Origin of the sequence: Paraburkholderia sp. PREW-6R (genome assembly GCF_039621805.1) — a bacterium.
In the GTDB taxonomy this organism is placed as follows: domain Bacteria; phylum Pseudomonadota; class Gammaproteobacteria; order Burkholderiales; family Burkholderiaceae; genus Paraburkholderia.
The window spans coordinates 1,967,157-1,992,425 of sequence record NZ_CP155073.1; the positions used below are offsets into that span (position 1 = coordinate 1,967,157).

The following is a 25,269-nucleotide window of genomic DNA, read 5'->3' on the forward strand; positions in this document are numbered from 1 at the left end:
TGTAGGTCGTGCTTGTCGGGCCGCGGGCAATTCGAGGGTCTGTGCGCATATCGAAAACCCGCTGTACGCGCGAGGATTCATTACACGGCACATGCTGTCAGGCCCAATAACTTGGATGGCCGTACGTATGTTTAAGGAAATCCAGGAAAAGTCTAACGCGCAGGGGCAAGTGACGACGCTGCGGAAACACCGCGTGAATGCCGATCGGCGGCGCGGCGAATTCGTCGAGCACACTGATGAGCCGTCCGGCTGCAATGTCGGTGCCGACTTCCCACCACGAGCGCCACGCGAGGCCGTAGCCTTCCAGACACCATTCGTGCAATACCGCGCCGTCCGAGCATTCCATCGTGCCCGAGACCTTGATCGACACCACCTTGTCGCCCTGCTGGAAAACCCAGCCGCGCTGCTGGTTGGCGCTCGCGCCGAGCGCCAGACAGTTGTGATGCGCGAGATCGGCAAGCGTATGCGGCGCGCCGCGCCGGCTCAGATACGCCGGCGAGGCCACGCATACCCGGCGGTTTTCGCCGAGCCGGAGCGATACCAGCGACGAGTCCGGCAATTCGCCCAGCCGCACTGCGCAGTCAAACCCTTCGTTGACCAGATCGACGAGCCGGTCGGACAGATCGAGCGTGATCGACACGTCCGGATGCGCGACGGTAAACGCCGGCACGAGCGGCGCGACATGGCGCCGCCCGAAGCCCGCCGGCGCCGACAGTCGCAAGTGGCCGCTCGCCTTGACGCCGCCCGCCGACACGCTGGCCTCGGCGTTCTGCATATCGTGAATGACACGCTGACAGTCTTCGAGAAAGGCCGAGCCTTCGAAGGTCAGCGTGATTTTGCGTGTGGTGCGCACCAGCAGTTTGACGCCGAGACGCTCTTCGAGCGCGTCGATGCGGCGGCCGATGATCGCGGGCGCCACGCCCTCCGCCAGCGCGGCGGCCGAGAGGCTGCCCTTCGCCGCGACGGTGACGAAAGTTTCGATCTGCTTGAAACGATCCATAGATGGTCTGGAGCCGCGATGGCGAGAGTGATCGGTGCGCGTCAGATTAGGTATATGAAAGTAAAAGATCAAGTGATCTTTAGCCTCTTTTTTAACGTCCAGCATCACTAATACAATTCTCTCCGACCTCTGACAGGAGTGCACGGCAATGTCGGCCATAACGACACCTTCCCCAAAAGCAGTCATCTTCGACGCGTACGGCACCCTTTTCGACGTGCATTCGGTGGTCGCTGCCGCAGAGCAGCTGTTCCCCGGCCACGGCGATGCGCTCTCGCAGTTGTGGCGCCTGAAACAGATCGAATACACGCAGTTGCGCACACTTGCCGACACGGGTGGCGCGCACTACCGCCCGTTCTGGGATATCACGCTCGACGCCTTGCGCTTCGCCGCAAAAAAACTGCATCTCACACTGGGCCGCTCGGCAGAAAAACGGCTGATGGACGAGTACGCGTGCCTGTCCGCGTTTCCCGATGCCGTCACCGTGCTGCGTCAATTGCACGAATCGGCTTCGGCGCCTTTAGCTTCAACGGACCAGGCCCACCAGTCGCGTCCCGGGCTCGCGATCCTGTCCAACGGCAATCCGCAAATGCTCGACATCGCAGTGAAGAGCGCCGGCATGACCGGCCTCTTCGACCACGTGCTGTCCGTCGACGCCGTGCGCGCCTACAAGCCCTCGCCCGCCGCCTACGCGCTCGGCACACAAGCCTTCGATGCGCCACGGCGCGAGATCGTCTTCGTGTCGTCGAACGGTTGGGACGTGGCCGGCGCCACATGGTTTGGCTTCACCACTTTCTGGCTCAACCGGCTGAATGCACCGGTCGAAGAACTGGGCGTCGTTCCGCATGGGACGGGCGCAAGCATGAGCGAGCTGCCCGCCTTTCTCACCACCCTCGCGTCCTGCGTCAAAACCGCTGGCAACCGCACGCGCCACAGCCCTGGCGCATGACGGTCAGCAGCGCACTCTCGCGACGCACCACCGCAATCCACTATCCGCATCTTTGCAATCTGACCGACCAAGGAGAAAACATGGCGAACCCGCAGTCATCGCACGCATCATTGCAGTTGCCGCAAGGCATGGACATCTCGGCCGACATCAAGCCGGGCTACGAAGCGGTTCTCACGCGCGAAGCGCTCGAACTCGTCGCGGCACTGCATCGCACGTTCGAGCCGCGTCGGCGGGAACTGCTGGAGGCGCGCGCGGAGCGCTCGAAGCGTCTCGACGCGGGTGAACGGCCTGACTTTCTCGCGTCAACGAAAAGCATTCGGGAAGGCGACTGGACCATCGCGCCGCTGCCGCAGGACCTGCAATGTCGGCGTGTCGAAATCACGGGCCCGGTCGAGCGCAAGATGATCATCAACGCGCTGAACTCGGGCGCGGATTCGTACATGACCGACTTCGAGGATTCGAACGCGCCGAGCTGGGATAACCAGATCACCGGCCATATCAATCTGAAGGAAGCCGTGCGCCGCACGATTTCGCTGGAACAGAATGGCAAGACCTACAAGCTGAACGACAAGATCGCGACGCTGATTGTGCGTCCGCGCGGCTGGCATCTGGATGAGAAGCACGTGACCGTAGACGGCAAGCGTGTGTCCGGCGGCATCTTCGACTTTGCGCTTTTCATGGTCCACAACGCGAAGGAACAGGTCGCGCGCGGCACGGCGCCCTATTTCTATCTGCCGAAGATGGAAAGCCATCTGGAAGCGCGCCTGTGGAACGACATTTTCGTCGCCGCGCAGGAAGCGGTCGGCGTACCGCGCGGCACGATTCGCGCAACGGTGCTGATCGAGACGATCGTCGCCGCATTCGAGATGGATGAAATCCTGTACGAGTTGCGCGACCATAGCTCGGGCCTGAATGCAGGCCGCTGGGACTACATCTTTTCGGCCATCAAGAAGTTCAAGGCAGACCGCGATTTCTGCCTCGCCGACCGCTCGCAGATCACGATGACGTCGCCGTTCATGCGCGCTTATGCGCTGCTGTTGCTAAAGACCTGCCACCGCCGCAATGCGCCCGCGATCGGCGGCATGAGCGCGCTGATCCCGATCAAGAACGATCCCGCCGCGAACGACAAAGCAATGGGCGGCGTGCGCTCGGACAAGGCGCGCGACGCCGGCGACGGTTACGACGGCGGCTGGGTCGCGCACCCGGGCCTCGTGCCGATCGCGATGGAAGAGTTCGTCAAGGTGCTCGGCGACAAGCCGAACCAGATCGGCAAGCAGCGCGAAGACGTGCTCGTGACCGCCACCGATCTGCTGGACTTCCGCCCGGAAACGCCGATCACCGAAGCGGGCTTGCGCAACAACATCAACGTTGGGATTCATTACCTCGGCGCGTGGCTCGCGGGCAATGGCTGCGTGCCGATCCACAATCTGATGGAAGACGCGGCCACGGCGGAGATCTCGCGCTCGCAGGTGTGGCAGTGGATTCGCTCGCCGAAGGGCAAGCTCGAGGACGGCCGCAAGGTCACGGCTGAACTGGTGCGGGAACTGTCGGCGCTGGAACTCGACAAGGTGAAGCAGGCCGTGGGCGGTGATACGAAGCCATACGACCGCGCTGCGCACATTTTCGAAGAGATGTCGACCTCGGAACGCTTCACCGACTTCCTGACCCTGCCGCTGTACGAAGAAATCTGACGCGCGTTTTCACACGCCTGCATCAGCCAGCTACGACGCAGTACCGGGTCCGCTCTCACCCGCCACGCAGTGCGCGCTGCCTGCCTGAACACGCACGCGATGAAGGAGCGGCCCGGGTCGCACGACTGACCGACCGGACGGCCCGACAGGCTCGATGCTTGCCGGGCCGTTTTTTTGCGCTCGTGGATACGGACACTTTCACGCATGTGCGTGACCCGGGACTAGCGCGACGTGCGGTATTCGATCCAGTCGCCGCAGCGGATTTCGGGCAGACCTTTGGCGGCATTCGGCGTGATCGGATAAAAGCGGCAGTTCAGCACGTTGCCGTCCACCTTCAACATCACTTCGCGCGCGAGGAACAGATCTTCGACGCCGGGATAGACCGCTTCGATTTCATCGAGCACGGCGACGAGCGCGTCCTCTATTTCGTAGACGTCGCCGATCACGTCGACGCCCGCTTCGTCGACCACGAGACCGGGATATGACCCGAAGTCGAACAGGTGGCCGCGCACCGTAGCCGTGCCGAGCAGATTCGGTGCGGCAATATCGTTGCGCGCCGCCGCCTCGCTGATGTCGTTCACTTCGCCGGCCCGCAGCGTGCCGTATACAAAAACCGTCTGCATTGTCGTGTGTTCTCCTTACCGTGAATGTTCTAGATCAGCGCCGCGCTGGCCACCAGCACACCGTCGATGTCCGCGTAGATCCATTCGCCAGGACGCACCAGCGCGCCTGGCAATTGCACCGGCACGTCACGCTCGCCCGCACCGAGCCGCTGGCCGCGGCGCGGACAGGTTGCCACGGCCGCTATGCCGACGTTCATGTCGTTGAGTTCAAGCGTGTCGCGCACACAGCCGTTCAGCACGATACCCGCCCAGCCGTTCTGCTCCGCGATCTGGGCAAGGTTCGCGCCCACCAGCGCGCAGCGCAGACTGCCGCCGGCATCCACCACGAGCACGCGGCCCGCGCCGTTCTGTTCGAGCGTGGCGCGCACGAGTGCGTTGTCTTCGAATACCTTGAGCGTGACCGCTTCGCCGCTGAAACACTCGCTGCGGCTAAAGAGATGAAACACCGGTTCGAGCACGCGCAGCGTGCCGAGCGCCAGTTGGTCCTCGTGTGCGTCGCACAGGTCGGCGGTGGCAAAACTCATGGCGGCTCTGCTCGTCGAATTCGTTGATCTGGGCATTATGCAACGTCGGAATTCGCGCAACACCTACAATGAGAAGCCCGTTGAACGCTCGGATCCCGCACGGCGCGGGTGCGAACCGTGATGGCGGACTGTGATACCGTCCTGCTCCGGTGTAACGAGCGACTTCTCATACCGACCCGATCATCGCCATGAGTTCGTCCGTAGAAACAGATTCGTCCGGCTCGGTTCATGTCGCCGACATTCCGCTGGAGTTCCAGCCGACCGACACGCATCCGATACGCGTGCGCTCGCGGCAGATGCCGTCCGGCTGGCGTATCGCGCGCCACACGCATGCGTGGGCACAGGTCGCCTATGCGTCGCGCGGCGTGCTGCGGGTTGCGACGACAGGCACGACATGGATGGTGCCGCCCTCGCGCGCCATCTGGGTGCCGCCGCACGTGACACATGAAGTGTTCGCCGTCGAGGATGCGTTCCTGCGCACGCTTTACATCACCGAAAACAAGGTGCCGGAGGCACTGGACACACCGCGCGTGGTGGAAGTGTCGGATCTGCTGCGCGAAGTGATCGCCGCGCTCGACACGCCCGGCATTTCGACGACGCGCGAAAATTTGCTCGGCGCGCTCGCGCTCGATGAACTGACGCGCTCGCAGCCTTTGCCGCTTTCCGTGCCGATGCCCAGCGAAAAGCGTCTGCGCGCGCTCTGCGAGGCGGTGATCGCCGACCCGACGCACGCGGGGTCGCTCGAACAATGGGCGTCGAGCGTCGGCGCAAGTACGCGGACCATTGCGCGGCTGTTTCGTCAGGAGTTGGGCGTGAGTTTCTCACAGTGGCGACAGCAGGCGATTCTGGCGCGCGCTATTCCGCTGTTGAGCCAGGGCCGGCCGCTGTCGAAAGTCGCACAGGAGTTGGGCTATCAGAGTCAGAGTGCGTTTTCCGCGATGTTCCGGCGCGCGTTCGGTGCGAGCCCTCGGGCGTTTATTGAGCGGGGCTCAGAACATCGCGCGGAAAGCGGCCATCGCGAAAGCATCGAGATTTCCGATGATGAATCAGCGCACCGGCACAGCGAGGCATCCGATCACTGAGCGCTACCTTCAGACGCGCCGCGCCAGATGACGTATCGCGCCAAGCTGCGCCAGACGTGGGCCGGCCAGCTTGTAGCCTTTGCGCTGGTAGAGTCGCGCAGCCGGGTTGTCGACGAACACGCGCAGTTGCAACTCGCGCAACCCGCGTTCGCGCGCCCATTGGTGTGACACGTCGAGCATATATGTGCCGGCGCCGAGCCGGCGGTGCCCTTCGGCGATCTGCACGTCGCGGATGTGCAGCGAGTCGCCTTCCTGCGTGATGCGCAGCACGCCGATGGGCGTGCCGTCGTCCAGTTGAAGAATAAAATTTTCGGACTCACGCCAGCTGCCGAGAAAAAGATCGGCGCGCCACACGAGATGATGTCGACGGTAGTAGCCGCCCATATTGTTGCGAGTCAGCGCCTCGGCGAACTCGAAATCGTCCATGCTGGCTTGACGCAGATGAAACGGTAACGGAGCTTCGGTTGGATCGAACATGGCGGCACGACGAAGATGAGTCGGTTCAACGGTAGAACAGGCTGCGCGCGCTGGCAATGGCTGTTTGTCCCGAGCATACCCAGGCCGGCTGCGAAAGTGGACCACACAGGAATAAAAAAAGCCCACTTCTTTCGAAGTGGGCTTTTTCAAATCTGGCGGAGCGGACGGGACTCGAACCCGCGACCCCCGGCGTGACAGGCCGGTATTCTAACCAACTGAACTACCGCTCCAGATTTTTAAACCGTGGCCGATGAGCGCATAAACTGACTGCTTCACCACATGACCGCTTGCCACTGCACCGTTCAACTTCTAACCGAACGACGCCGATACTTTGGCGTCCCCTAGGGGATTCGAACCCCTGTACTCACCGTGAAAGGGTGATGTCCTAGGCCTCTAGACGAAGGGGACAACGTACTGCTTACACCTTTAATGAAAAAGCCCGTTCAGGTTTGGATGAACGGGCTTTGTCTGGCGGAGTGGACGGGACTCGAACCCGCGACCCCCGGCGTGACAGGCCGGTATTCTAACCGACTGAACTACCACTCCAGTCTTTACACCTGGCTTGCGAGCGTCGGTTATTTCTCAGCAAGCTGCGCTTCTTTACTGCTAATCAGGTGCTAACCCGACACACTAAAGTGACGCTGATGTTTGGCGTCCCCTAGGGGATTCGAACCCCTGTACTCACCGTGAAAGGGTGATGTCCTAGGCCTCTAGACGAAGGGGACATAATCTTTTCAGATCTGTCTTTATTTCACAGCTAACGTACGCTAACTAGCTAGCTAATTCGTCACGTCAACTGCGAAGACCAGCATTTTAGCCACTGTACAACTCTTTGTGAAGTCCTTTTTGCTACAACTTCTACACTTCAAACAACTTCACACTGCTCTGATGGTGGAGGTAAGCGGGATCGAACCGCTGACCTCTTGCATGCCATGCAAGCGCTCTCCCAGCTGAGCTATACCCCCTTGCAGAACAGAAACGAGATTCTAGAGGCCAATCTACGCTTTGTAAATACCCTTTGAGCAATTGCATGCGACTATTTTCGCAAGTCGCATGCAAACCCTCTCAAGGCACGCGCAAACACGATCAGCCTTACGCTTTCTGGATTCGATTCACTACCACGTCGCGACCGAACAGCATCAATACGCTGTCGATCGACGGCGTATGCGTGGTGCCCGCCACCAGTAGCCGAACCGGCATGGCCAGTTGCGGCATTTTCAGCTTGTGCGCGGTGAGCGTTGCCTTCAACGCAGCGGCGATCGCTTCCTTGTTCCATTCGACGGTCTTGAGCGCACTGGCCAGTTCGGCCAGCGCCGGACGCACGGCGTCGGTCACATGTTGCGCGAGCGATTCCGCGTCAGGCGCTGGCGTGCGATAGAACATCGCGGCATTCTCCGCGATCTCCTTCACCGTCGATGCACGGTCTTTCAGCAAGCCCACCACGGCGACCAGATCCGCCCCTTGCGCAATCGCGGCCTCGTCGATCCCGAGTTCCGCGAAGAACGGCCGCACCAGCCCGGCGAGCCGCGCGTTGTCGGCTTCCTTGATGTAGTGCGCGTTCAGCCAGTTGAGCTTGTCATGATCGTACTGGGCGGGCGACTTACCCAGATGCTCCAGATCGAACCATTCGACGAACTGTTCGCGCGTGAAAATCTCCGCGTCGCCATGTGACCAACCGAGGCGCGCCAGATAATTGACCACGGCTTCGGGCAGATAGCCGGCATCGCGATAACCCATGACGCTCATCGCCCCATGACGCTTGCTCATCTTCTCGCCCTGCTCGTTCAGCACGGTCGGCAAGTGCGCATAGACCGGCGGCTCGCCGCCGAGCGCCCTCAAAATGTTGATCTGACGCGGCGTGTTGTTCACGTGATCGTCGCCGCGAATCACGTGCGTGATGCGCATGTCCAGATCGTCGACCACCACGCAGAAGTTGTAGGTAGGCGTGCCGTCCGGGCGCGCGATCACGAGGTCGTCGAGTTCTTCATTCGAGATCTCGATGCGGCCTTTCACGGCGTCGTCCCACGCGACCACGCCGGTCAACGGGTTGCGGAAACGCAGAACGGGCTGCACGCCGGCAGGCGGCTCCGGCAGAACCTTGCCCGGCTCGGGGCGCCACGTGCCATCGTAACGCGGCTTCTCGCCGGCTTCACGCTGACGTTCGCGCAGTGCGTCGAGTTCTTCCGTCGACATGTAGCACGGGTACACGAGCCCCGCGTCCTGCATCTGCCTGAGCACTTCGCGGTAACGGTCCATGCGCTGCATCTGGTAGAACGGACCTTCGTCGAAATTCAGGCCGAGCCACTCCATGCCTTCCAGTATCGCGTCGACGGACTGCGTGGTGGAGCGCTCAACGTCGGTGTCCTCGATCCGCAGCACGAAAGTCCCTTTCATCTTGCGCGCGAACGCCCACGGATACAGCGCGGAGCGAATGTTGCCGAGGTGGATGAAGCCGGTGGGACTCGGTGCGAAACGGGTACGAACGGAGGTGGTCATTAGCGGTTACTCGAAGACAGGCGCCGGCGCCCGGGCAAGCATCGCCCGCGAAGCGCGGCTGCGGAGCGCCCATGCAGCGCAGGGCGCCGTTCATGGACACGAAGGAATTCATTGCGAGAGGCGAATTATACCTTCGCACGCGCGTTGGCCGTCCTCGTCCAGAAGGCGTAGGACGTGTGCAAACGGCTCGCGCACCGGCTTTGCCAGCGTCCGGGCACCTCGTCTGCACCTCGTCTGCAACGATTCATTACCGCGTCCCCGCGCGCCCAGGGCTTTGATTTATGATGTGCGCGCGCTACGGATGCAGATAGAACCGCAGCGCCTGGAAACGCCGCCGGCGATCCCGGCCGTCTGACTATCTGGCCCGCACGTCCGATCGCGGCAGTCGGGCCAGCATTGATTGCACCGCTTGTGCCGTTGCTGGAGAACTCGTTGAAATCGTCATCCCCTCGCATTGCCCGTCGCCAGTTTTCGCTGGCGGCCGCCTCTGCCGCCGCGTCGGCCGTGCTTGCCGCGTGCACCACGACCACCGGCGGCAGAACTGACAGCACATCGGCTGTCGCCACCGCGCCGACGAATCCGCCGCCGCTGGAAAGGCTTCAGCGTCCACTACGCGTGGCGCTCGCGCTAGGCGGCGGCGCAGCGCGCGGCTTCGCGCACATCGGCGTGATCAAGGCGCTCGAAGCGCGCAATATCCAGATCGATCTCGTGGCCGGCACCAGCGCGGGTTCAGTGGTCGGCGCGCTGTATGCGTCCGGCATGAACGGCTTTGCGCTGAACAAGCTTGCGCTCACGATGGACGAAGCATCGATCAGCGACTGGGCCATGCCGTTTCGCGCGCGCGGTTTCCTGCAGGGCATCGCGCTGCAGAACTACCTGAACACGACGTTGAACAACCGTCCGATCGAGAAAATGGCGAAGCCGCTCGGCGTGGTCGCGACCGATCTGAACACCGGCCAGCCAATCCTGTTTCAGCGCGGCAATACTGGCGTAGCGGTGCGCGCGTCGTGCAGCGTGCCGTCCATTTTCGAACCGGTGAAGATTGGCGGCCATGAATACGTGGACGGCGGCCTCGTAAGCCCGGTGCCGGCGTCATTCGCACGCAAGATGGGCGCGGATTTCGTGATCGCCGTGGACATCTCGCAGCGTCCCGAGAGCGGCTTGACCGCCAGTTCGTTCGACGTGCTGATGCAGACCTTCACGATCATGGGCCAGACGATCAAAGCATACGAACTCGACAAATACGCAGACGTGGTCATTCGTCCGAATCTGGCCGCCATGAGCGGCAGCGATTTTTCCCAACGCAATGCCGCGATCCTGGCAGGCGAAGAAGCGGCGGCCAAGATGATGCCGGAGTTGCAGCGCAAGCTGGCAGCGAGCCGCGCCGCAGCATCACCCTCCACGTAAAAACCCACTCCCGATGAAAAAAGCCTGCTTAGAGCGAAGCAGGCTTTTTCTTTGGTACTGATACCGGCCAGACAGCAGGCAGAAACCTACTGATTGCCGCCGATCGTCGCGTTCACACGCTTGCGCAGGTCTTCACCCTCCTGATACGAGGTCTCGATCCGGCGTGCGCCAGTGAAGCGCTTTTCCCAGTACCCGTTATCCAGATCGTCGACGCGGATCGTGCTGCCCGTGGAAGGCGAATGCACGAACTTGTTGTCGCCGATGTAGATGCCGACGTGTGAGAACGTCCGGCGCATCGTATTGAAGAACACGAGATCGCCCGGCTTCAGATCGCTCACGCGAACCTTTTCGCCGACGCGGCTCATCTCCTCGGCGCGGCGCGGCAGCGCCATGCCCAGCGTGTCCTGAAACACGTAGCGGACAAAGCCGCTGCAATCGAGACCAGAATCAGGAGTATTGCCACCCCAACGGTAGCGGACGCCGATCATGTTCAGCGCGCCTACGACCACGTCGCCTGCCTTGCCAGCCATGCCGGACAGGAAAGACTTTGCGCTGCTGTCGCTAGCCGGAGCGGCTGCCTGTGTGACGGGAGAGGACAACGAATTCGACCCGGGAAGGGGCGAATAGGCGGCATTCTGATTGAAACTGCTTGATTCGTCGGCGAAAGCGCCGGGAGCTGCTGCCATCAAGACGCCAATGAACATCCCGGCGGCGACGCGCGTGCAAGCCTGGGTCAGGTTTCTGTGCTGCATTGGTCGGTATTTTTTGCCTAAAAATCAGCGGTCTACGGAAAAAAGTTTGGTCGATACTAGCCAGTAAGTATTCACGTGTCAAAAGAAATAGAAAAATACAATCGAGACACGCACCCAATTGGTGAAAGAGGTGAAAAATCAAAGCTCAAGCGACGCTTTCAGCAGCTTTCGCGTGTAAGGATGCGACGGAGTTGCAAAGATCTGCTCAACCTCGCCACTTTCCACGATAGAACCGTTTTGCATCACCGCGACACGGTGTGCCATCGCCCCGATCACCGCCAGATCGTGGCTGATGAAAACGAAGCCCAGGTTGTACTTCTGCTGCAATCCGGCGAGCAGTTTCAGCACTTGCTGCTGGATCGAAACGTCGAGTGCGCTGGTCGGCTCGTCGAGAATCAGAATGCGCGGCTCCAGTACCAGCGCCCGAGCAATGGCAATCCGCTGACGCTGGCCGCCCGAAAACTCGTGCGGGTAACGTTGCAGCACCGTGCGGTCGAGGCCGACTTCGCGCAGCACCGCTATCACCTTGTCGCGCCGTGCTTGCGGCGTCATCTGCGGGCGGTGCAGCGCCAACCCTTCGCCGACGATCCGCTCGATGGTTTGCCGCGGTGAAAGCGAACTGAACGGATCCTGAAAGACCACCTGCATGTTCGAGCGCAACGCGGTCCGCTCGGCGCCGCGATAGCTGCGAAGCGCCCTGCCCTGAAACTCGATCTCGCCGTGCGCGGTGCGCTGCAGTCCCAGGAGCGCCATTGCCAGCGTGGATTTGCCCGACCCCGATTCGCCGACGATCCCCAATGTCTCGCCCTGGCGCACGGACACGGTCACGTCATCGACGGCACGAAAGCGGCCCGCACGGAACCAGCCGCTCCAGCCCGGCAACCGGGTTCTGAAGTCGACGGATACGTCCCGCGCTTCGAGCAGCACCGGCGAGATGGGCAGCACCGGCACCACCGTGCGTTCCGGCCGGCTTGCGAGCAACCGTTGCGTGTAAGGATGCTGCGGCGACTCGAAGACCTGCTCGACAGTGCCGCTTTCCACGAGCGTACCCCGCTCCATCACCGCGATGCGTTGCGCGAAGCGGCGCACCAGATTCAGATCGTGCGTGATCAGCAGCACGGCCATGCCGCGCTTTTCCGCTTCGTCGCGCTGCAATTCGAGCAGCAGTTCGACGATCTGCGCGCGGATCGTCACGTCGAGCGCGGTGGTGGGCTCGTCGGCGAGCAGCAGACGCGGCCGGCACGCGAGGGCCATCGCGATCATGGCACGCTGACGCTGACCGCCGGAGAGCTGATGCGGATAGCTGTTCACGCGCTTGCCCGGTTCGGCAATGCCGGTGCGTCCGAGGAGCGCGACCGCGCGCTTGCGCGCCTCGTTCGCCGTCACGCCGTCGTGCACGACGATCGTCTCCGCGATCTGATCGCCGACCGTGTAAAGCGGATTGAGCGCGGTCATGGGCTCCTGGAAGATCATCGCGATATCCGAGCCACGCAGCCCGCGCATCTCGCGTTCGCTTTTGCCGAGCAGGTCCTCGCCGTCGAAACGGATTGCGCCGCTCACCTGCGCGTCGCTCAGCAGGCGCAGGACCGACAGGGCCGTCACGCTCTTGCCCGACCCCGATTCGCCGACCAGCGCGACCCGTTCACCGCGCTGGATCGCCAGCGTGACGTCTTTCACCGCCACCGTGTCGCCGAAGCTCACGTGCAGGCGATCCAGTTCGAGCAGCGGCGGCTGCACGGCGCCCTTCTCCCCGTTCGTGCTCACTGGTTGCCTCCGGCGCGCATCGCGTCCGACATGCGGGTGTCGAGCGCGTTGCGCAGCGCGTCGCCCATAAAGGTGAGCAGCAACAGCATGGCGACCAGCACGCCGAACGTGGACAGCGAAATCCACCACGCGTCGAGATTGGCCTTGCCTTGCGCGAGCAATTCGCCGAGGCTCGGCGTCGGCGACGGCACGCCGAGACCGAGAAAGTCGAGGCTCGTCAGCGCGAGAATGGCGCCGCTCATCCGGAACGGCAGGAACGTGATCACCGGCGTCAGGCTGTTCGGCAACACGTGCCGCCACATGATTTGCCAGTTCGACAGGCCCATCGCGCGCGCCGCCCGAACGTAGTCCTGCTGGCGATTGCGCAGGAACTCGGCGCGCACGTAGTCCGACAGGCCGATCCAGCCGAACAGCGACAGCAGCACGATCAGAAGAATGAAGCCGGGCTCGAAGATCGACGAAAAAATAATCAACAGATACAGCTCCGGAAGCGCACTCCAGATTTCGATCAGACGCTGCCCGATGATATCGATACGTCCTCCGAAATAACCTTGTACCGCGCCGGCCGCGATGCCGAGCACGGTGCCGATCAGAGTCAGCACGAGTGCAAATTCGACTGACACGCGAAAGCCATACAGCAGCCGCGCGAACAGATCGCGGCCGCGGTCGTCGGTGCCCAGCCAGTTCTCACGCGACGGCGGCGCCGGGTTCGGCGCTTTCGAGAAGTAGTTCAGCGTGTCGTAGTAATAGCGGTTCGGCGGATACACGGCAAAGTTGCCCGGCGCGTCGAAACGGCGCTTGATATACGGGTCCAGATAATCGGCGGGCGTCGGAAAATCGCCGCCAAACGTGGTCTCGGCGTACGTCCTGAAAAGCGGAAAGTAGAACTGGCCCTGGTATCGGACCACGAGCGGCTTGTCGTTCGACCACAACGGGCCGGCCAGACTCGCCGCAAATGCGACGACGAAAATGATCAGACTCCAGTAGCCGAGGCGCTGCTGGCGAAAACGCTGCCATACACGCCGCGCGGGCGACGGCGAAACGAATGCGCGCGCTGTTTCGGAGCGCGCCGTCGCATCGGCTGAAAGACGGGCTCGATTCATCAACGCTCCAGTTGTTCGAATTGGATGCGGGGATCGACCCACACGTAACACAGATCGGAAATGAGCTTCGTCGCGAGGCCGATCAGCGTGAACAGATACAGCGTGCCGAGCACGACCGGATAGTCGCGCCGCACGACGGACTCATACGACAACAGCCCCAGCCCGTCGAGCGAAAAGAGTGTCTCGATCAGCAGACTGCCCGTGAAAAACGCACCGATAAAAGCCGCCGGAAAGCCGACGATCAGCGGCAACAACGCATTACGAAACACATGCTTCCACAGCACACGTTTCTCCGACAAACCCTTGGCGCGAGCCGTCAGCACGTATTGCTTGCGGATCTCGTCGAGAAAGGCGTTCTTGGTCAGCATGGTGACGACCGCGAAGCTCCCCACCACCGAGGCCGTGATCGGTAACGTGATGTGCCACAGATAGTCGACGATCTTGCCGCCCAGGCTCAACTGCGCCCAGTTATCCGACGTGAGATTGCGCAACGGAAAGAGCTGCAGGAACGTGCCGCCGCCAAACAGCACAAGCAGCAGCACGCCGAGCACGAAGCCGGGAATCGCGTAACCGATCAGCACGACGAGACTCGTCGCGACATCGAAGCGCGAACCGTTGCGTACCGCTTTCGCGATGCCAAGCGGCACCGATATCAGGTAAGTCAGAAAAAACGTCCACAGTCCGATGCTGATGGACACCGGCAGCTTCGAGACGATCAGCGACCACACGCTCTGGTGGCGGAAATAGCTCTGCCCGAGGTCGAACGTGGAAAAGCGTTTGAGCATCAGCACGTAACGTTCGAGCGGCGGTTTGTCGAAACCGTAAAGCGCCTTGAGTTGCGCGATCTGCTGCGCGTCGACGCCGGTGTGCGCGCGCAAACCGAACGGCGCGCCGTTCTCCGCGCCCTTGCGCAACTCATGCTGCATCTGTTCGACAGGACCGCCCGGCACGAACTGGATGACGACGAACGTGAGCGTCAGCACGCCGAGCAGCGTCGGAATCATCAACAGCAGGCGTTTGAGGATGTAGCTCCACATGGCGGCGTTCCGGTGCGAAGGCGTTGAAAAAACAGGAAGTCTGGCGCGATGCGAATGACTCAGCGCGACGCCGCTTGCGGCTGCGCGAACCACCACGTCGACGTGATCCAGCCCTCGGCCGAATAGTACAGGGGCAAGGTTGTCGGCCACGCGAGGCCGCGCCTGAACGCCACGCGATGCGTCGCGCTGTACCAGTGCGGCACGACATAGTAGCCATGCATCAGCACGCGGTCGAGCGCGTGCGTGGCGTCGACCAGTTGCTCACGCGTTTGCGCGTGCACGAGCGCGTTGAGGATCGCGTCGACGGCCGGCGACTTCAGGCCGATCATGTTGTCCGAACCATTGGTATCGGCGGCCTTGCTGCCAAAGCGCTCGATCTGTTCCGATCCCGGCACCTGCACGTCCGGCATGCGGATCGTCGTGGTGTCGAAGTCGAACGCATCGAGGCGTTTCTGATACACCGCGAAGTCAGAGACGCGAAACGTCGCCGTAATGCCGAGCTTCTGCAGATTGCGGATATAGGTGGCGACAATCGGCTCCATCTGCGCGGACGAGCCCGAGTCGTCGAGAATCTCGAACTGGAACGGCTCGCCTTTGGCGTTACGCAGCGCACCGTCGCGATACGTCCAGCCAGCTTGCTGCAACAGCGCGCGTGCCTGCAACAGATTGGCGCGCAGCGAGCCGGGCGGGTCGGTGTCGGGCTGAGTCGGCGGCGGCCCGAACACGGCGGGGTCGAGCTGCGCGCGCCATGGTTCGAGCAGCGCCAGTTCGCCCGGCGACGGCAAGCCCTTCGCCTGCCAATCGGTGTTGGCGAAGAAACTGTCGATACGCGCGTACTGGTTGAAAAACAGCTGGCGATCGAGCCACTGGAAGTCGAGCGCGAGGTCGAGCGCATGACGCACGCGCACGTCCTGAAAGAGCGGCCGCCGCGTGTTCAGCATGAAGCCCTGCATGCCCGTGCCGTTATGCTGTGCAAACTCATGCTTGATCAGCTCGCCGCTGTCGAACTTCTTGCCGACGTCGCGCCGCACCCAGTTACGCGCGACATATTCGACGAGCGCGTCGTACTCGCCTGCCTTGAACGCTTCGAGGCGCGCCGTGCTATCCGAGTAAAGCTTGTAGACGATGCGATCGAAGTTGTTGGTCCCTACGCGCACCGGCAATGCCGCGCCCCAGTAATTCGGGTCACGTTTGAAGGTGATCGTGCGGCCATTATCGAACTGTTCGATCAGATACGGACCGCTCGCAATGGGCTTCTCGAACGCGAGCTGGTCGAATGGAATGCGGCTGCCGTCGGGCTTCACGCCCCACTTCTGCGAGAACACCGGCATGCTGCCCGCGAGCAATGGCAACTCACGGTTGCGCTGACGGAACTCGAAACGGATCGTGTGCGGATCGACGACGACCGCCCGCGTGATCTCACCGAAAATCGACGCGAATTGCGGCGCGGCCTGCGGGCTTTTCAGGGTGTCGAGCGAGAACTTGACGTCGTCCGCGGTGACGGCGTCGCCGTTTGAAAAGCGCGCGCGCGGGTTGATGTGGAACGTGGTGGACAGGCCGTCGGGGGCAATGCTGATGTCGTCGGCGAGCAGCCCGTAGGCGGACGCGACTTCGTCGCTGCTGCCCGTGGTGAGACTTTCGAACATCAGGTCCACGCCGGGCGCTGTATTGCCGCGCAGCGTGAACGGATTGAACTTGTCGAAACTCGTGAGGCGGCTCGGATTCGCCAGCACCAGCGTGCCGCCCTTCGGCGCGTCAGGATTCACGTAGTCGAAGTGTTTGAAATCGGCGGGATACTTCGGCTCGCCGTACTGGGCGATCGCATAGACGGCATACGCCGACTGCGTTGCGAACAGGGCTGCCACGACCAGCAGGCCGCGAGTCGCCACGCCGCACCCTACGCGGGATAAAGCACCGATCGGGCGGATCTGCGAGAGCCTGTGAATCACACGGCGCCGTAATGCTCGAAGCGCTGGAACCCGTCGCGAACCAGTTGTCATAAGGGCTTTTGAGGAGCTTTTTGGATAGGTGAGCAGAAGCGCGATGAAAGAATTCTACCTAATAAAGCCCGGCATACCGGAGAAGACAGATGCTGCGTTTGACGTCTACTGCGTTTGACGTCTACTGCGTTCGGCGCAAGCGCGCGCGGCGCTGACGCTTGCGTACCGGGTCGCGCGCAGGTGTCGTGTGTGCGCTGCATGCAAGAACGCTTCGCCGACCGACAAAAAAAAACCGCCCTGCCGGGCGGTTCTCTTTCAATCCATGAGACGGCTCAATGCCAGCCGCGATGGTTGTCGTAATGATCACGGCCGTAGTCATAACGGCCCGGAGGATGGTGACGATACCAGTCATCACGTGCCCAATAGCGGCGGCCGTCCCAGTAGCGGTCGCCATGCCAGCCGATCACGATGGCGGGGCCTGCGTACACCGGCGCCGGTTGATACACGACGGGCGGCGGCGGAGGCGGCGGCGGTGCATACACGGGAGCCGGCGCAACGTAGACCGGTGCGGGAATGCCGATGTTGACACCGACATTCAGGCCACCAGCCATTGCGGCACCCGACACGCCCAACGTGAGAACCCCGATCAGAAGTGGAACAAGACGAGTGGATTTCATGGATCACCCTTTTACGAATGTGTTGTTGGCCGAAATATAACGCAAGGCAACGCAGCGCGTATTTCAAGTTTGTAATAACTGATGCATAACATCGCGTACCGGGCCGTATGGTAACTTCTGGTTACATTGGACATGCATTGGTGAAATAGCGGTTGCATTGGCGTGGTTCGGCGACCACTTTTGCATAGCCATGCGTTTATTACCCCGCATGACGCCGTTAAATAGGATCACGAAGCAATCGACTTCAAAAAGCCACGTGTGCCTTAATCGTTGAAAGGTTAAACGCTTCTGCGTCGGTCGCCAAAGAAAACATTCGCTCTGGAACTCCCTCGCTAGCGCAGGCGCAAAAACAAAAACCCCAAGAGACCGAGATCTCTTGGGGTTTCAGCCGCCACTGCTGGCGGAGACGGAGGGATTCGAACCCTCGATCCAGGTTTTGGCCCAGATGCTCCCTTAGCAGGGGAGTGCCTTCGACCTCTCGGCCACGTCTCCCAAACTTTCGGCCGCGCAGGGAGTCAGCGCGACGAAGCCAAGATAATAGCGGCACACACGGCGAAGGTCAATGTCTGACGAACAGTTTTTGTGCCAGTTTTGTCACCGTCGACGCATTTTGTTCACATTGCCCCGGGAGCGCCTACCATCGCGAAACAAAAACAAGAAGCGCTGCCGGGCGCCCCGCTTTTTGAATCCGATTACGCCTGATCCAGTTCGAAGGCCTTATGCAGCGCGCGCACGGCGAGCTCCATGTACTTCTCGTCGATCAGCACCGAAATCTTGATTTCGGACGTGGAGATCATCTGGATGTTGATGCCCTCTTCCGACAGCGTGCGGAACATCGTGCTCGCAATACCCACGTGCGAACGCATGCCGACGCCGACCACCGACACCTTCGACACCTTCGGGTCGCCTAGCACCTGCTCCGCTTGCACATGCCCCTTCACCTGGTTCGTGAGGATTTCCATCGCACGTTGGTAGTCGCCGCGACCCACGGTGAACGTGAACGCCGTTTTCCCTTCGACGCTCTGGTTCTGGATGATCATGTCGACGTCGATATTCGCGTCCGCCACCGGGCCGAGAATCTGGTACGCGATGCCCGGCTTGTCGGGCACACCCATCACGGCGATACGAGCTTCGTCGCGCTGAAACGCGATGCCCGAGATGACTGCTTTTTCCATGGTCTCGTCTTCTTCAAAAGTAATCAGGGTGCCCGACTTCATTTCAGCGTCGAGTGGAATGAGCGGGTCGGTCAGGCTCGACAACACGCGTGTCTTCACCTGATATTTGCCGGCGAATTCCACCGAGCGGATCTGCAGCACCTTGGAACCCAGGCTTGCCATTTCCAGCATTTCTTCGAACGTCACACGGTCGAGGCGGCGCGCGCCGTCCACCACACGCGGGTCCGTGGTGTAGACGCCGTCGACGTCGGTATAAATCAGGCACTCGTCGGCTTTCAGCGCGGCGGCGACCGCCACGGCCGACGTGTCCGAACCGCCGCGGCCAAGCGTGGTGATGTTGCCTTCCGGGTCGATGCCCTGGAAGCCGGTGATCACGACCACTTTGCCCGCGTCGAGATCACGCAGCACGCGTTCGCCGTCGATCTCGCTGATGCGCGCTTTGGTGAATGCGCTGTCTGTGCGGACCGGCACTTGCCAGCCCGCATAACTGACCGCGTCGACGCCGGCTTCCTGCAGCGCGATGGCGAGCAGTCCCGAGCTGACCTGCTCGCCGGTGGCGGCAATCATGTCGAGTTCGCGCGGGCTCGGCTGGCCTGTGATTTCTTTCGCCAGACCCAGCAAGCGGTTGGTTTCGCCGGACATTGCCGACGGCACGACGACCAGTTTGTGGCCTGCCTTGTGCCATTTCGCGACGCGCCTGGCGACGTTCTTGATGCGCTCGACCGAGCCCATCGAGGTGCCGCCGTATTTATGTACGATGAGTGCCATTGTCGTTCTGAACTGGAGGAGAAACCGCGCTGGCGCGCTGGAGAGCTCCGCACAAAAGCACAGAAGCGCAACGTCTTGTGAACGACGGCAGAGTGTGTGGCGGCGCAGATGCAGCACGCGTGCAGCACGCGCGGGCTTGCCCGGGAATGATCGCTGATGGCTTAGCGGACACGACGGATCACGATCGCAAACCGGTAAAAATCGACAAGAGCGAAGACGAAATCGGGTTCGGGCAAACACGTAAACCTACCCGATCAGGCGCAAAAAGACAAGCCGCAGCGGCTTTCCCGACGCCTGCTGAACCGTTTGCAAAGGCCCGTCCGGCGGCCTTTTTGCACCCTCCTGATAAATCCCTGCGCTGTCGACGGCGGGGAATCATCACACGTGCCCCACCGGCCGCTCAGGCAATCAGCAGGTCTTCGCGCCAGATAATCCGGATGCGCGCGCCGGACGGGTTCGCGCTAGCCGCGACATGCGCCGCCGCCGCGCGATTCAAGCCGATGAACGGGACGAAAAGCAGTTCATCGCCGACATACAGCAGCGGCACGTCGCGTTTCCAGGCCGGAATCCCGCGCTCCTGGAAGAGGTTCTTCAGCGTCCGGCTCGGTCCGGTGGTGACGTTCGCTGCGCCTGCCCGGCCGCTCACGCGTATCCGTTCGCCGCCGCGGCGCGAGCGCGCGCTCAGCACGGCGGCGCGCAGGAGTTCGGCAGGGATCGTGTCGGTGTCTGTCTCGGTGTCGCCCGACACAGCCGCGTGAGCGCCGCCAGTTGCGTGATCCACGCTGGCGAACACGAACGTGCCGCGCCATTGCGGCAAGCGCCAGACCGATTCGCCCTGCCACGCAAGCTCACTGCTCTCGCGCTCGATGAGCGCGGTTTCATCGGCGGGTTCGCTGCTGTCGCCTGCTTCCCAGTAGACGAGTCCGCGATAACTGCGCAATGCATGCCCCGCATGATCGATTCGCAACTGATGCCCGTCGCCGGCTTCGCCCACTTCGCGAAGCTGGCGCAATGCGTCGGCGAGGCGCGCATTCGACGCCGCGGCGAAACCCAGGCTGCGCATCCAGTAACGCAGCAGGTTCAGCGCACGGTCGTCGTCGAGCGCGAGCAGCGCTGCGTGCGAGAGCGCGCGCGCTTCATCGCGCGACACGGTTTCCATATCGATCCGCGCGAGCGCATCGAGAAGACGCTGCGCCGACGCGGCATGCGCCGCCGTGCGCGCCAGCGCATCGCGAAAGCCAGGAAAGTGGACGGCCAGCACCGGCGCGATCTCGTGACGCAATGCGTTGCGCGCGTAGCGGGTGTCTGCGTTCGATTCATCGTCGATCCAGCGCAGACGCCTTCGCTGCGCATAGTCTTCGATCTGGGCGCGCAACACATGGAGCAACGGGCGCACGCGGGCGACAGGCGCGCCAGCCGGCCGGTATTCCGGCGCCATCGCGGCCAGACCCGGCAGCCCCGCACCGCGCAGCAATTGCAGGAGTACCGTTTCAGCCTGATCGTCGGCGTGCTGTGCGAGCCATAACGCATGCACGCCGTGCGCGTCGCACATCGCATCCAGCGCGCGATAACGCGCGTCGCGCGCCGCCGCTTCGACGCTCGCGCCCGATTCGCGCGACACCTCGACGCGTTGCGCGACGAATTCGACGCCACGCTCACGGGCAAACGTCTCTCCATGCGCAAGCCATGCATCGGCATGCGTGCTCAAACCGTGATGAATGTGCAAAGCCATGCAACGCGACGCGCCCGCGACACGCACTACGGCATCGAGGAGCACGCTCGAATCGACACCGCCGCTGAACGCGACCGCGATCCGCGAGTTCGCAGGAAGCGCACCCAGCGCGACGCTGACCGCATCGAGAACGAGGCGGTCAGCGGGTGTGTCGGCGGTGGAAGTCACGTCGTTTGCGCGCGAGGCGCTGAAGGACGAAGATAAACGCGCAAGCGCTTACGCGCCGGGCGTCGTTTCCTTGAACTTGCCGTACGCCATCAACCGTTCGAAACGGCGTTGACGCAGGTCGTTGATGCTCATGCCCTGGAACTGACGCAGCGAGTCGGCCAGCGCACGGCGCAGCATCGCGGCCATGCCCTTCGGATCACGATGTGCGCCACCGAGCGGCTCGTTGACGATCTTGTCGATCAAGCCCAGCGCCTTCAGACGATGCGCGGTGAGGCCGAGCGCTTCTGCCGCTTCCGGCGCTTTCGCGGCGCTCTTCCACAGAATCGACGCGCAGCCTTCAGGCGAAATCACCGAGTACGTGGAGAACTGCAGCATCAGCACCGTATCGCCCACTGCGATTGCCAGCGCGCCGCCCGAGCCCCCTTCACCGATGATCGTGGCGATCAGCGGCGTTTTCAGTTCCGCCATCACATACAGATTGCGGCCGATCGCTTCGGACTGCCCGCGCTCTTCCGCGCCGATGCCCGGATACGCGCCCGGCGTGTCGATGAACGTGAAGATCGGCAGGTTGAACTTTTCGGCGAGGCGCATCAGCCGCTCGGCTTTACGATAGCCCTCAGGACGCGGCATGCCGAAGTTGCGTAGCGCACGCTCCTTCGTATCACGGCCTTTCTGATGGCCAATGACCATGCACGCCTGGCCATTGAAACGCGCGAGGCCGCCGACGATCGACAGGTCGTCCGCATAACTGCGGTCGCCATGCAACTCATGGAAGTCGGTGAACAGCTCGCTCACGTAGTCGAACGTGTAAGGGCGCTGCGGATGACGGGCGATTTGCGAAACCTGCCACGGCGTGAGGTTCGCGTACAGATCTTTTGTCAGCTGTTGGCTTTTCTTGGACAGCCGCTCGATCTCTTCCGAAATATCGACGGCCGAATCGTCCTGCACGAAGCGCAATTCTTCGATCTTTGCTTCGAGTTCAGCGATCGGCTGTTCGAAATCCAGAAAGGTGGTCTTCATTGGTTGTAATTCCTTGGACTAACCGGCAGCGCGTATTCTAACCGCGCTCGCCGATGTCAAAACCGTCCCGAAACTATCAAATCTCATGAATCAATAGTTTGCAGAACGGCCCGCTTTTTGTCTTGTTCAGTAGTCGACCGGCAACGGATCGAGACTACGCCACATGTACCAGGTGGCGACGGTGCGCCACGGCTCCCAGTTTGCCGCGACTTCCCGCGCTTCGCTGCGCGTGACCGGCTCGCCACTGAAATAGTTGACGCTGATCGCGCGGATCAGGCCGAGGTCGTCGAGCGGCAGCACGTCGGGCCGCGACAGATTGAAGATCAGGAACATCTCCGCGGTCCAGCGGCCGATGCCGCGAATCTGCGTGAGTTCGGCGATTACCGCCTCGTCTTCCATCGACGTCCACTTGCCGACGTGCAATGCGCCCGACACGAAATGCTCGGCCAGATCGAGCACATATTCCGCCTTGCGTTTGGACAGGCCGCACGCGGTAAGTTTCTCCTGACCGAGCTTGATGAACTGCTGCGGCACGAGCTTAGGACACGCGCTTTCGACTTTCGCCCACACGGCCTGCGCGGACGCGACCGAAATCTGCTGACCGACCACCGACCGCGCGAGCGTGACGAACGGATCGCCACGACTGAGCAGATGCACGGGACCAAATTTCGGAATCAGCTTTTTCAGAATGCGATCACGCTTGACGAGATCCGCACACGCTTTGTCCCAATAGGCGGGGCGCGTGACTTCAGGTGTGAGTCCGCCAATCTGCACGGGCACCGCGACTTCGGTCGCGCTCGCCGCTTCCCCGCCGGCACCTGACGACGCCCGCGTTTTGCGCACGACTTCGCCCTCGTGACCCTCGGCCGTGACGCGTGCGAGTTCCTGCACGTCATCGGCGAGTTCGGCCGGCAATGCGCCATTCGCTTTTGTACGTGACGGCTTCTTCACGCGCTTCACTTCGGGTGCATGTGCGGACGCGCCGTTGAGCGCACGTTTGACCGTGGCTTTTTTCGCCGCAACCTTTGCGCCGTTCACACCCTTCGCGCTCGACGCACCGTTCGCACGCTTTGCCGCCGCCCCGGTGGCTTTAGACGATGCTTTCTTCACCGCGCCGCTGCCTGCGCGAGCCGGCGTTTCCGCCGACTTTGTCTGAGACGTGGCTCGTTTAGCCGGCGTCTTCGTGGCCGTTGCCATCCTGCCTCCTGCCTGGCGAGTCGATCAAAGGGAAGCTCGAGGTGCGCTCACACGCGCCGCCACTCGGTCAACCCGCCGGGTTTGTCTTCAAGTGCAACGCCGGCCTCGAGCAATTCAGCCCGGATCCGGTCCGCTGCCGCGTAGTCCTTCGCCTGCTTGGCGGCCACGCGCGCGGCGATCTTCTCTTCGATCGCGGCGGGCTCGAGCGCGCCGACGGCCGCTGGCCCCGCTGCCCGTTGCAGGTATGCACGCGGCTCACGTTCGAGCAGGCCGATCACCGCGCCCAATGAACGCAACTGACGGGCCAGCCCGGCGTCACGCGTGCGATTTACTTCACTGGCGAGTTCGAACAACACCGACACCGCAACCGGCGTGTTGAAGTCGTCGTTCATGGCTGCCTGGAAACGCTGCGCGTGCGCTTCGTTCCAGTCGAGTTCCGCGGTGTCCGGCGCGACATCTTTCAGCGCGGTGTAAAGACGCGCGAGTGCGTTGCGGGCGTCGTCGATATGCACATTGCTGTAGTTCAGCGGCGAACGGTAATGCGCGCGCGCAATGAAAAAACGCACGACTTCGGCATCGTACTGCGCCAATACTTCGCGGATGGTAAAGAAGTTGTTCAACGACTTCGACATCTTCTCATTGTCGATCTGCACATAGCCGTTGTGCATCCAGTAATTGACGAACGTTTGACCGGTAGCGGCTTCACTTTGGGCAATCTCGTTTTCATGGTGCGGAAACTGCAGATCCTGGCCGCCGCCATGAATGTCGAAATGCTCGCCGAGCAATGTGCAGCCCATTGCCGAGCACTCAATGTGCCAACCCGGACGCCCGCGCCCATATTTCGAATTCCAGCCGGTATCGGCGGGTTCGTCGGGCTTCGCCTGCTTCCACAACACGAAGTCGAGCGGGTCCTGCTTGGCGTCGTTCGCCGCGACGCGCTCGCCCGCGCGCAGGTCTTCGAGCGACTTGCCCGACAGCTTGCCGTAGCCCGCGAATTTGCGCACTGCGTAATTGACGTCGCCATCGGCCGCCTGGTACGCGTAACCGTTCGCTTCGAGCTGCTCGATCATGCCGAGCATCTGCGCAATGTAATCGGTCGCGCGCGGTTCGAGGTCGGGCCGCTCGATGCCGAGCGCGTCCGCATCTTCATGCAGCGCATTGATGAAGCGATCGGTCAGCGCCTTGATCGTCTCGCCGTTCTCCACTGCGCGACGGATGATCTTGTCGTCGATATCCGTGATGTTGCGCACGTAGGTCACCTCGTAGCCGAGCGTACGCAACCAGCGCTGCACGATGTCGAACACGACCATCACCCGCGCGTGACCGACGTGACAATAGTCGTACACGGTCATCCCACAGACGTACATCCGCACGACGCCTTCCCGCAGCGGCACGAAAGTTTGCTTTTCACGCGCGAGCGTGTTGTAGATGCGCAGTGATTCCATAGAGAGCGGTGCGTGGGTCGAAAGAAATCCGCAATGTGTTTCGTGCGCGCCCCGACCTGATACAACCCTGGCACAACGACAGCAAGGTCAGAGCAGGACAACGGCGGCATTGCATACAGCAGCAAACCGGTGCAACGGGTGCGGCGGTCAGGCTGCGATCATGGCGGAGACGACCACGAGTGGCGAAAAGACAGTTTGCGGTTCGACGGAACGCGCAGACCTTTTGTTAGAATGGGTCGGAGTAT

The 25,269-nt window shown here is 62.0% G+C and carries 20 protein-coding genes and 6 tRNA genes; 4 read left to right on the forward strand and 22 right to left on the reverse strand.

Annotated features, from left to right (window positions below; all coding sequences use genetic code 11):
- Positions 1–97 precede the first annotated feature (97 nt).
- A complete protein-coding gene (locus AAGS40_RS08480) occupies positions 98–1,000 on the reverse strand; it encodes a LysR family transcriptional regulator (protein ID WP_345810843.1) in 903 nt (300 codons plus the stop codon).
- Between the two features lie 148 nt (positions 1,001–1,148).
- Here AAGS40_RS08480 and AAGS40_RS08485 point away from each other — a divergent pair, with 148 nt between their 5' ends.
- Positions 1,149–1,946, forward strand: a complete 798-nt coding sequence (locus AAGS40_RS08485; protein ID WP_345810844.1) for a haloacid dehalogenase type II — start codon at positions 1,149–1,151, stop codon at positions 1,944–1,946.
- 80 nt (positions 1,947–2,026) lie between these two features.
- Positions 2,027–3,637, forward strand: coding sequence for a malate synthase A (aceB, locus tag AAGS40_RS08490; RefSeq protein ID WP_345810845.1), 1,611 nt, complete (start codon positions 2,027–2,029; stop codon positions 3,635–3,637).
- A 221-nt stretch (positions 3,638–3,858) separates the two neighbouring features.
- Here aceB and AAGS40_RS08495 read toward each other — a convergent pair whose 3' ends face one another.
- Together AAGS40_RS08495 and rraA are read right to left on the reverse strand one after the other, a co-directional pair.
- Positions 3,859–4,260 carry a gamma-glutamylcyclotransferase family protein gene (locus AAGS40_RS08495; protein ID WP_345810846.1) on the reverse strand — a complete coding sequence of 134 codons (402 nt, stop codon included), beginning with the start codon at positions 4,258–4,260 and terminating at the stop codon, positions 3,859–3,861.
- Positions 4,261–4,289: 29 nt separating this feature from the next.
- A complete protein-coding gene (gene rraA, locus AAGS40_RS08500) occupies positions 4,290–4,784 on the reverse strand; it encodes a ribonuclease E activity regulator RraA (RefSeq protein WP_345810847.1) in 495 nt (164 codons plus the stop codon).
- Positions 4,785–4,972: 188 nt separating this feature from the next.
- Here rraA and AAGS40_RS08505 point away from each other — a divergent pair, with 188 nt between their 5' ends.
- The gene (locus AAGS40_RS08505) at positions 4,973–5,866 is read left to right on the forward strand and encodes a helix-turn-helix transcriptional regulator (RefSeq protein WP_345810848.1); all 894 of its coding nucleotides are present in this window, start codon (positions 4,973–4,975) and stop codon (positions 5,864–5,866) included.
- Between the two features lie 9 nt (positions 5,867–5,875).
- Here the strand turns inward: AAGS40_RS08505 and AAGS40_RS08510 are convergent, their stop codons facing one another.
- From AAGS40_RS08510 to gltX, 7 genes are all read right to left on the reverse strand, one after another.
- Positions 5,876–6,343 carry a GNAT family N-acetyltransferase gene (locus AAGS40_RS08510; protein ID WP_345810849.1) on the reverse strand — a complete coding sequence of 156 codons (468 nt, stop codon included), beginning with the start codon at positions 6,341–6,343 and terminating at the stop codon, positions 5,876–5,878.
- A gap of 153 nt (positions 6,344–6,496) precedes the next feature.
- A tRNA-Asp gene (locus AAGS40_RS08515) sits at positions 6,497–6,573 on the reverse strand.
- Positions 6,574–6,675: 102 nt separating this feature from the next.
- Positions 6,676–6,751: transfer RNA gene (locus AAGS40_RS08520), tRNA-Glu, on the reverse strand.
- A gap of 61 nt (positions 6,752–6,812) precedes the next feature.
- A tRNA-Asp gene (locus AAGS40_RS08525) sits at positions 6,813–6,889 on the reverse strand.
- A 103-nt stretch (positions 6,890–6,992) separates the two neighbouring features.
- Positions 6,993–7,068, reverse strand: a tRNA-Glu gene (locus AAGS40_RS08530).
- Between the two features lie 164 nt (positions 7,069–7,232).
- Positions 7,233–7,308, reverse strand: a tRNA-Ala gene (locus AAGS40_RS08535).
- A gap of 127 nt (positions 7,309–7,435) precedes the next feature.
- A complete protein-coding gene (gene gltX, locus AAGS40_RS08540) occupies positions 7,436–8,839 on the reverse strand; it encodes a glutamate--tRNA ligase (protein ID WP_345810850.1) in 1,404 nt (467 codons plus the stop codon).
- Between the two features lie 432 nt (positions 8,840–9,271).
- Between gltX and AAGS40_RS08545 the strand changes: the two genes are divergently transcribed.
- A complete protein-coding gene (locus AAGS40_RS08545) occupies positions 9,272–10,246 on the forward strand; it encodes a patatin-like phospholipase family protein (protein WP_345810851.1) in 975 nt (324 codons plus the stop codon).
- A gap of 86 nt (positions 10,247–10,332) precedes the next feature.
- On the opposite strand, the gene AAGS40_RS08550 is transcribed toward AAGS40_RS08545, so the two are convergent.
- From AAGS40_RS08550 to cysS, 12 genes are all read right to left on the reverse strand, one after another.
- Positions 10,333–10,998: a C40 family peptidase gene (locus AAGS40_RS08550; RefSeq protein WP_345810852.1), complete on the reverse strand. Its 666-nt coding sequence runs from the start codon at positions 10,996–10,998 to the stop codon at positions 10,333–10,335.
- Positions 10,999–11,136: 138 nt separating this feature from the next.
- Positions 11,137–12,762, reverse strand: coding sequence for a dipeptide ABC transporter ATP-binding protein (locus AAGS40_RS08555; protein WP_345810853.1), 1,626 nt, complete (start codon positions 12,760–12,762; stop codon positions 11,137–11,139).
- Positions 12,759–13,865 (reverse strand): ABC transporter permease, encoded by a 1,107-nt coding sequence (locus AAGS40_RS08560; protein ID WP_345810854.1) that lies wholly within the window; start codon positions 13,863–13,865, stop codon positions 12,759–12,761. The genes AAGS40_RS08555 and AAGS40_RS08560 overlap by 4 nt, the downstream gene beginning before the upstream one ends.
- The gene (locus AAGS40_RS08565) at positions 13,865–14,902 is read right to left on the reverse strand and encodes an ABC transporter permease subunit (RefSeq protein ID WP_345810855.1); all 1,038 of its coding nucleotides are present in this window, start codon (positions 14,900–14,902) and stop codon (positions 13,865–13,867) included. Before AAGS40_RS08565 ends, AAGS40_RS08560 begins: the two co-directional genes overlap by 1 nt.
- 59 nt (positions 14,903–14,961) lie before the next feature.
- A complete protein-coding gene (locus AAGS40_RS08570; protein WP_345810857.1) occupies positions 14,962–16,902 on the reverse strand; it encodes an extracellular solute-binding protein in 1,941 nt (646 codons plus the stop codon).
- A 272-nt stretch (positions 16,903–17,174) separates the two neighbouring features.
- A complete protein-coding gene (locus tag AAGS40_RS08575; protein ID WP_345810858.1) occupies positions 17,175–17,519 on the reverse strand; it encodes a hypothetical protein in 345 nt (114 codons plus the stop codon).
- Between the two features lie 398 nt (positions 17,520–17,917).
- Positions 17,918–18,011, reverse strand: a tRNA-Ser gene (locus AAGS40_RS08580).
- Positions 18,012–18,211: 200 nt separating this feature from the next.
- Complete coding sequence (locus AAGS40_RS08585) at positions 18,212–19,462, reverse strand: aspartate kinase (RefSeq protein ID WP_345810859.1); 1,251 nt, start codon at positions 19,460–19,462, stop codon at positions 18,212–18,214.
- A 400-nt stretch (positions 19,463–19,862) separates the two neighbouring features.
- Complete coding sequence (gene tilS / locus AAGS40_RS08590; RefSeq protein WP_345810860.1) at positions 19,863–21,362, reverse strand: tRNA lysidine(34) synthetase TilS; 1,500 nt, start codon at positions 21,360–21,362, stop codon at positions 19,863–19,865.
- A gap of 48 nt (positions 21,363–21,410) precedes the next feature.
- Positions 21,411–22,382 carry an acetyl-CoA carboxylase carboxyltransferase subunit alpha gene (locus AAGS40_RS08595; RefSeq protein WP_345810861.1) on the reverse strand — a complete coding sequence of 324 codons (972 nt, stop codon included), beginning with the start codon at positions 22,380–22,382 and terminating at the stop codon, positions 21,411–21,413.
- Between the two features lie 126 nt (positions 22,383–22,508).
- On the reverse strand, positions 22,509–23,579 hold the full coding sequence (locus tag AAGS40_RS08600; RefSeq protein ID WP_345810862.1) for a DNA repair protein: 1,071 nt from the start codon (positions 23,577–23,579) through the stop codon (positions 22,509–22,511).
- A 47-nt stretch (positions 23,580–23,626) separates the two neighbouring features.
- The gene (gene cysS / locus AAGS40_RS08605) at positions 23,627–25,024 is read right to left on the reverse strand and encodes a cysteine--tRNA ligase (protein WP_345810863.1); all 1,398 of its coding nucleotides are present in this window, start codon (positions 25,022–25,024) and stop codon (positions 23,627–23,629) included.
- Between the last annotated feature and the right edge of the window lie 245 nt (positions 25,025–25,269).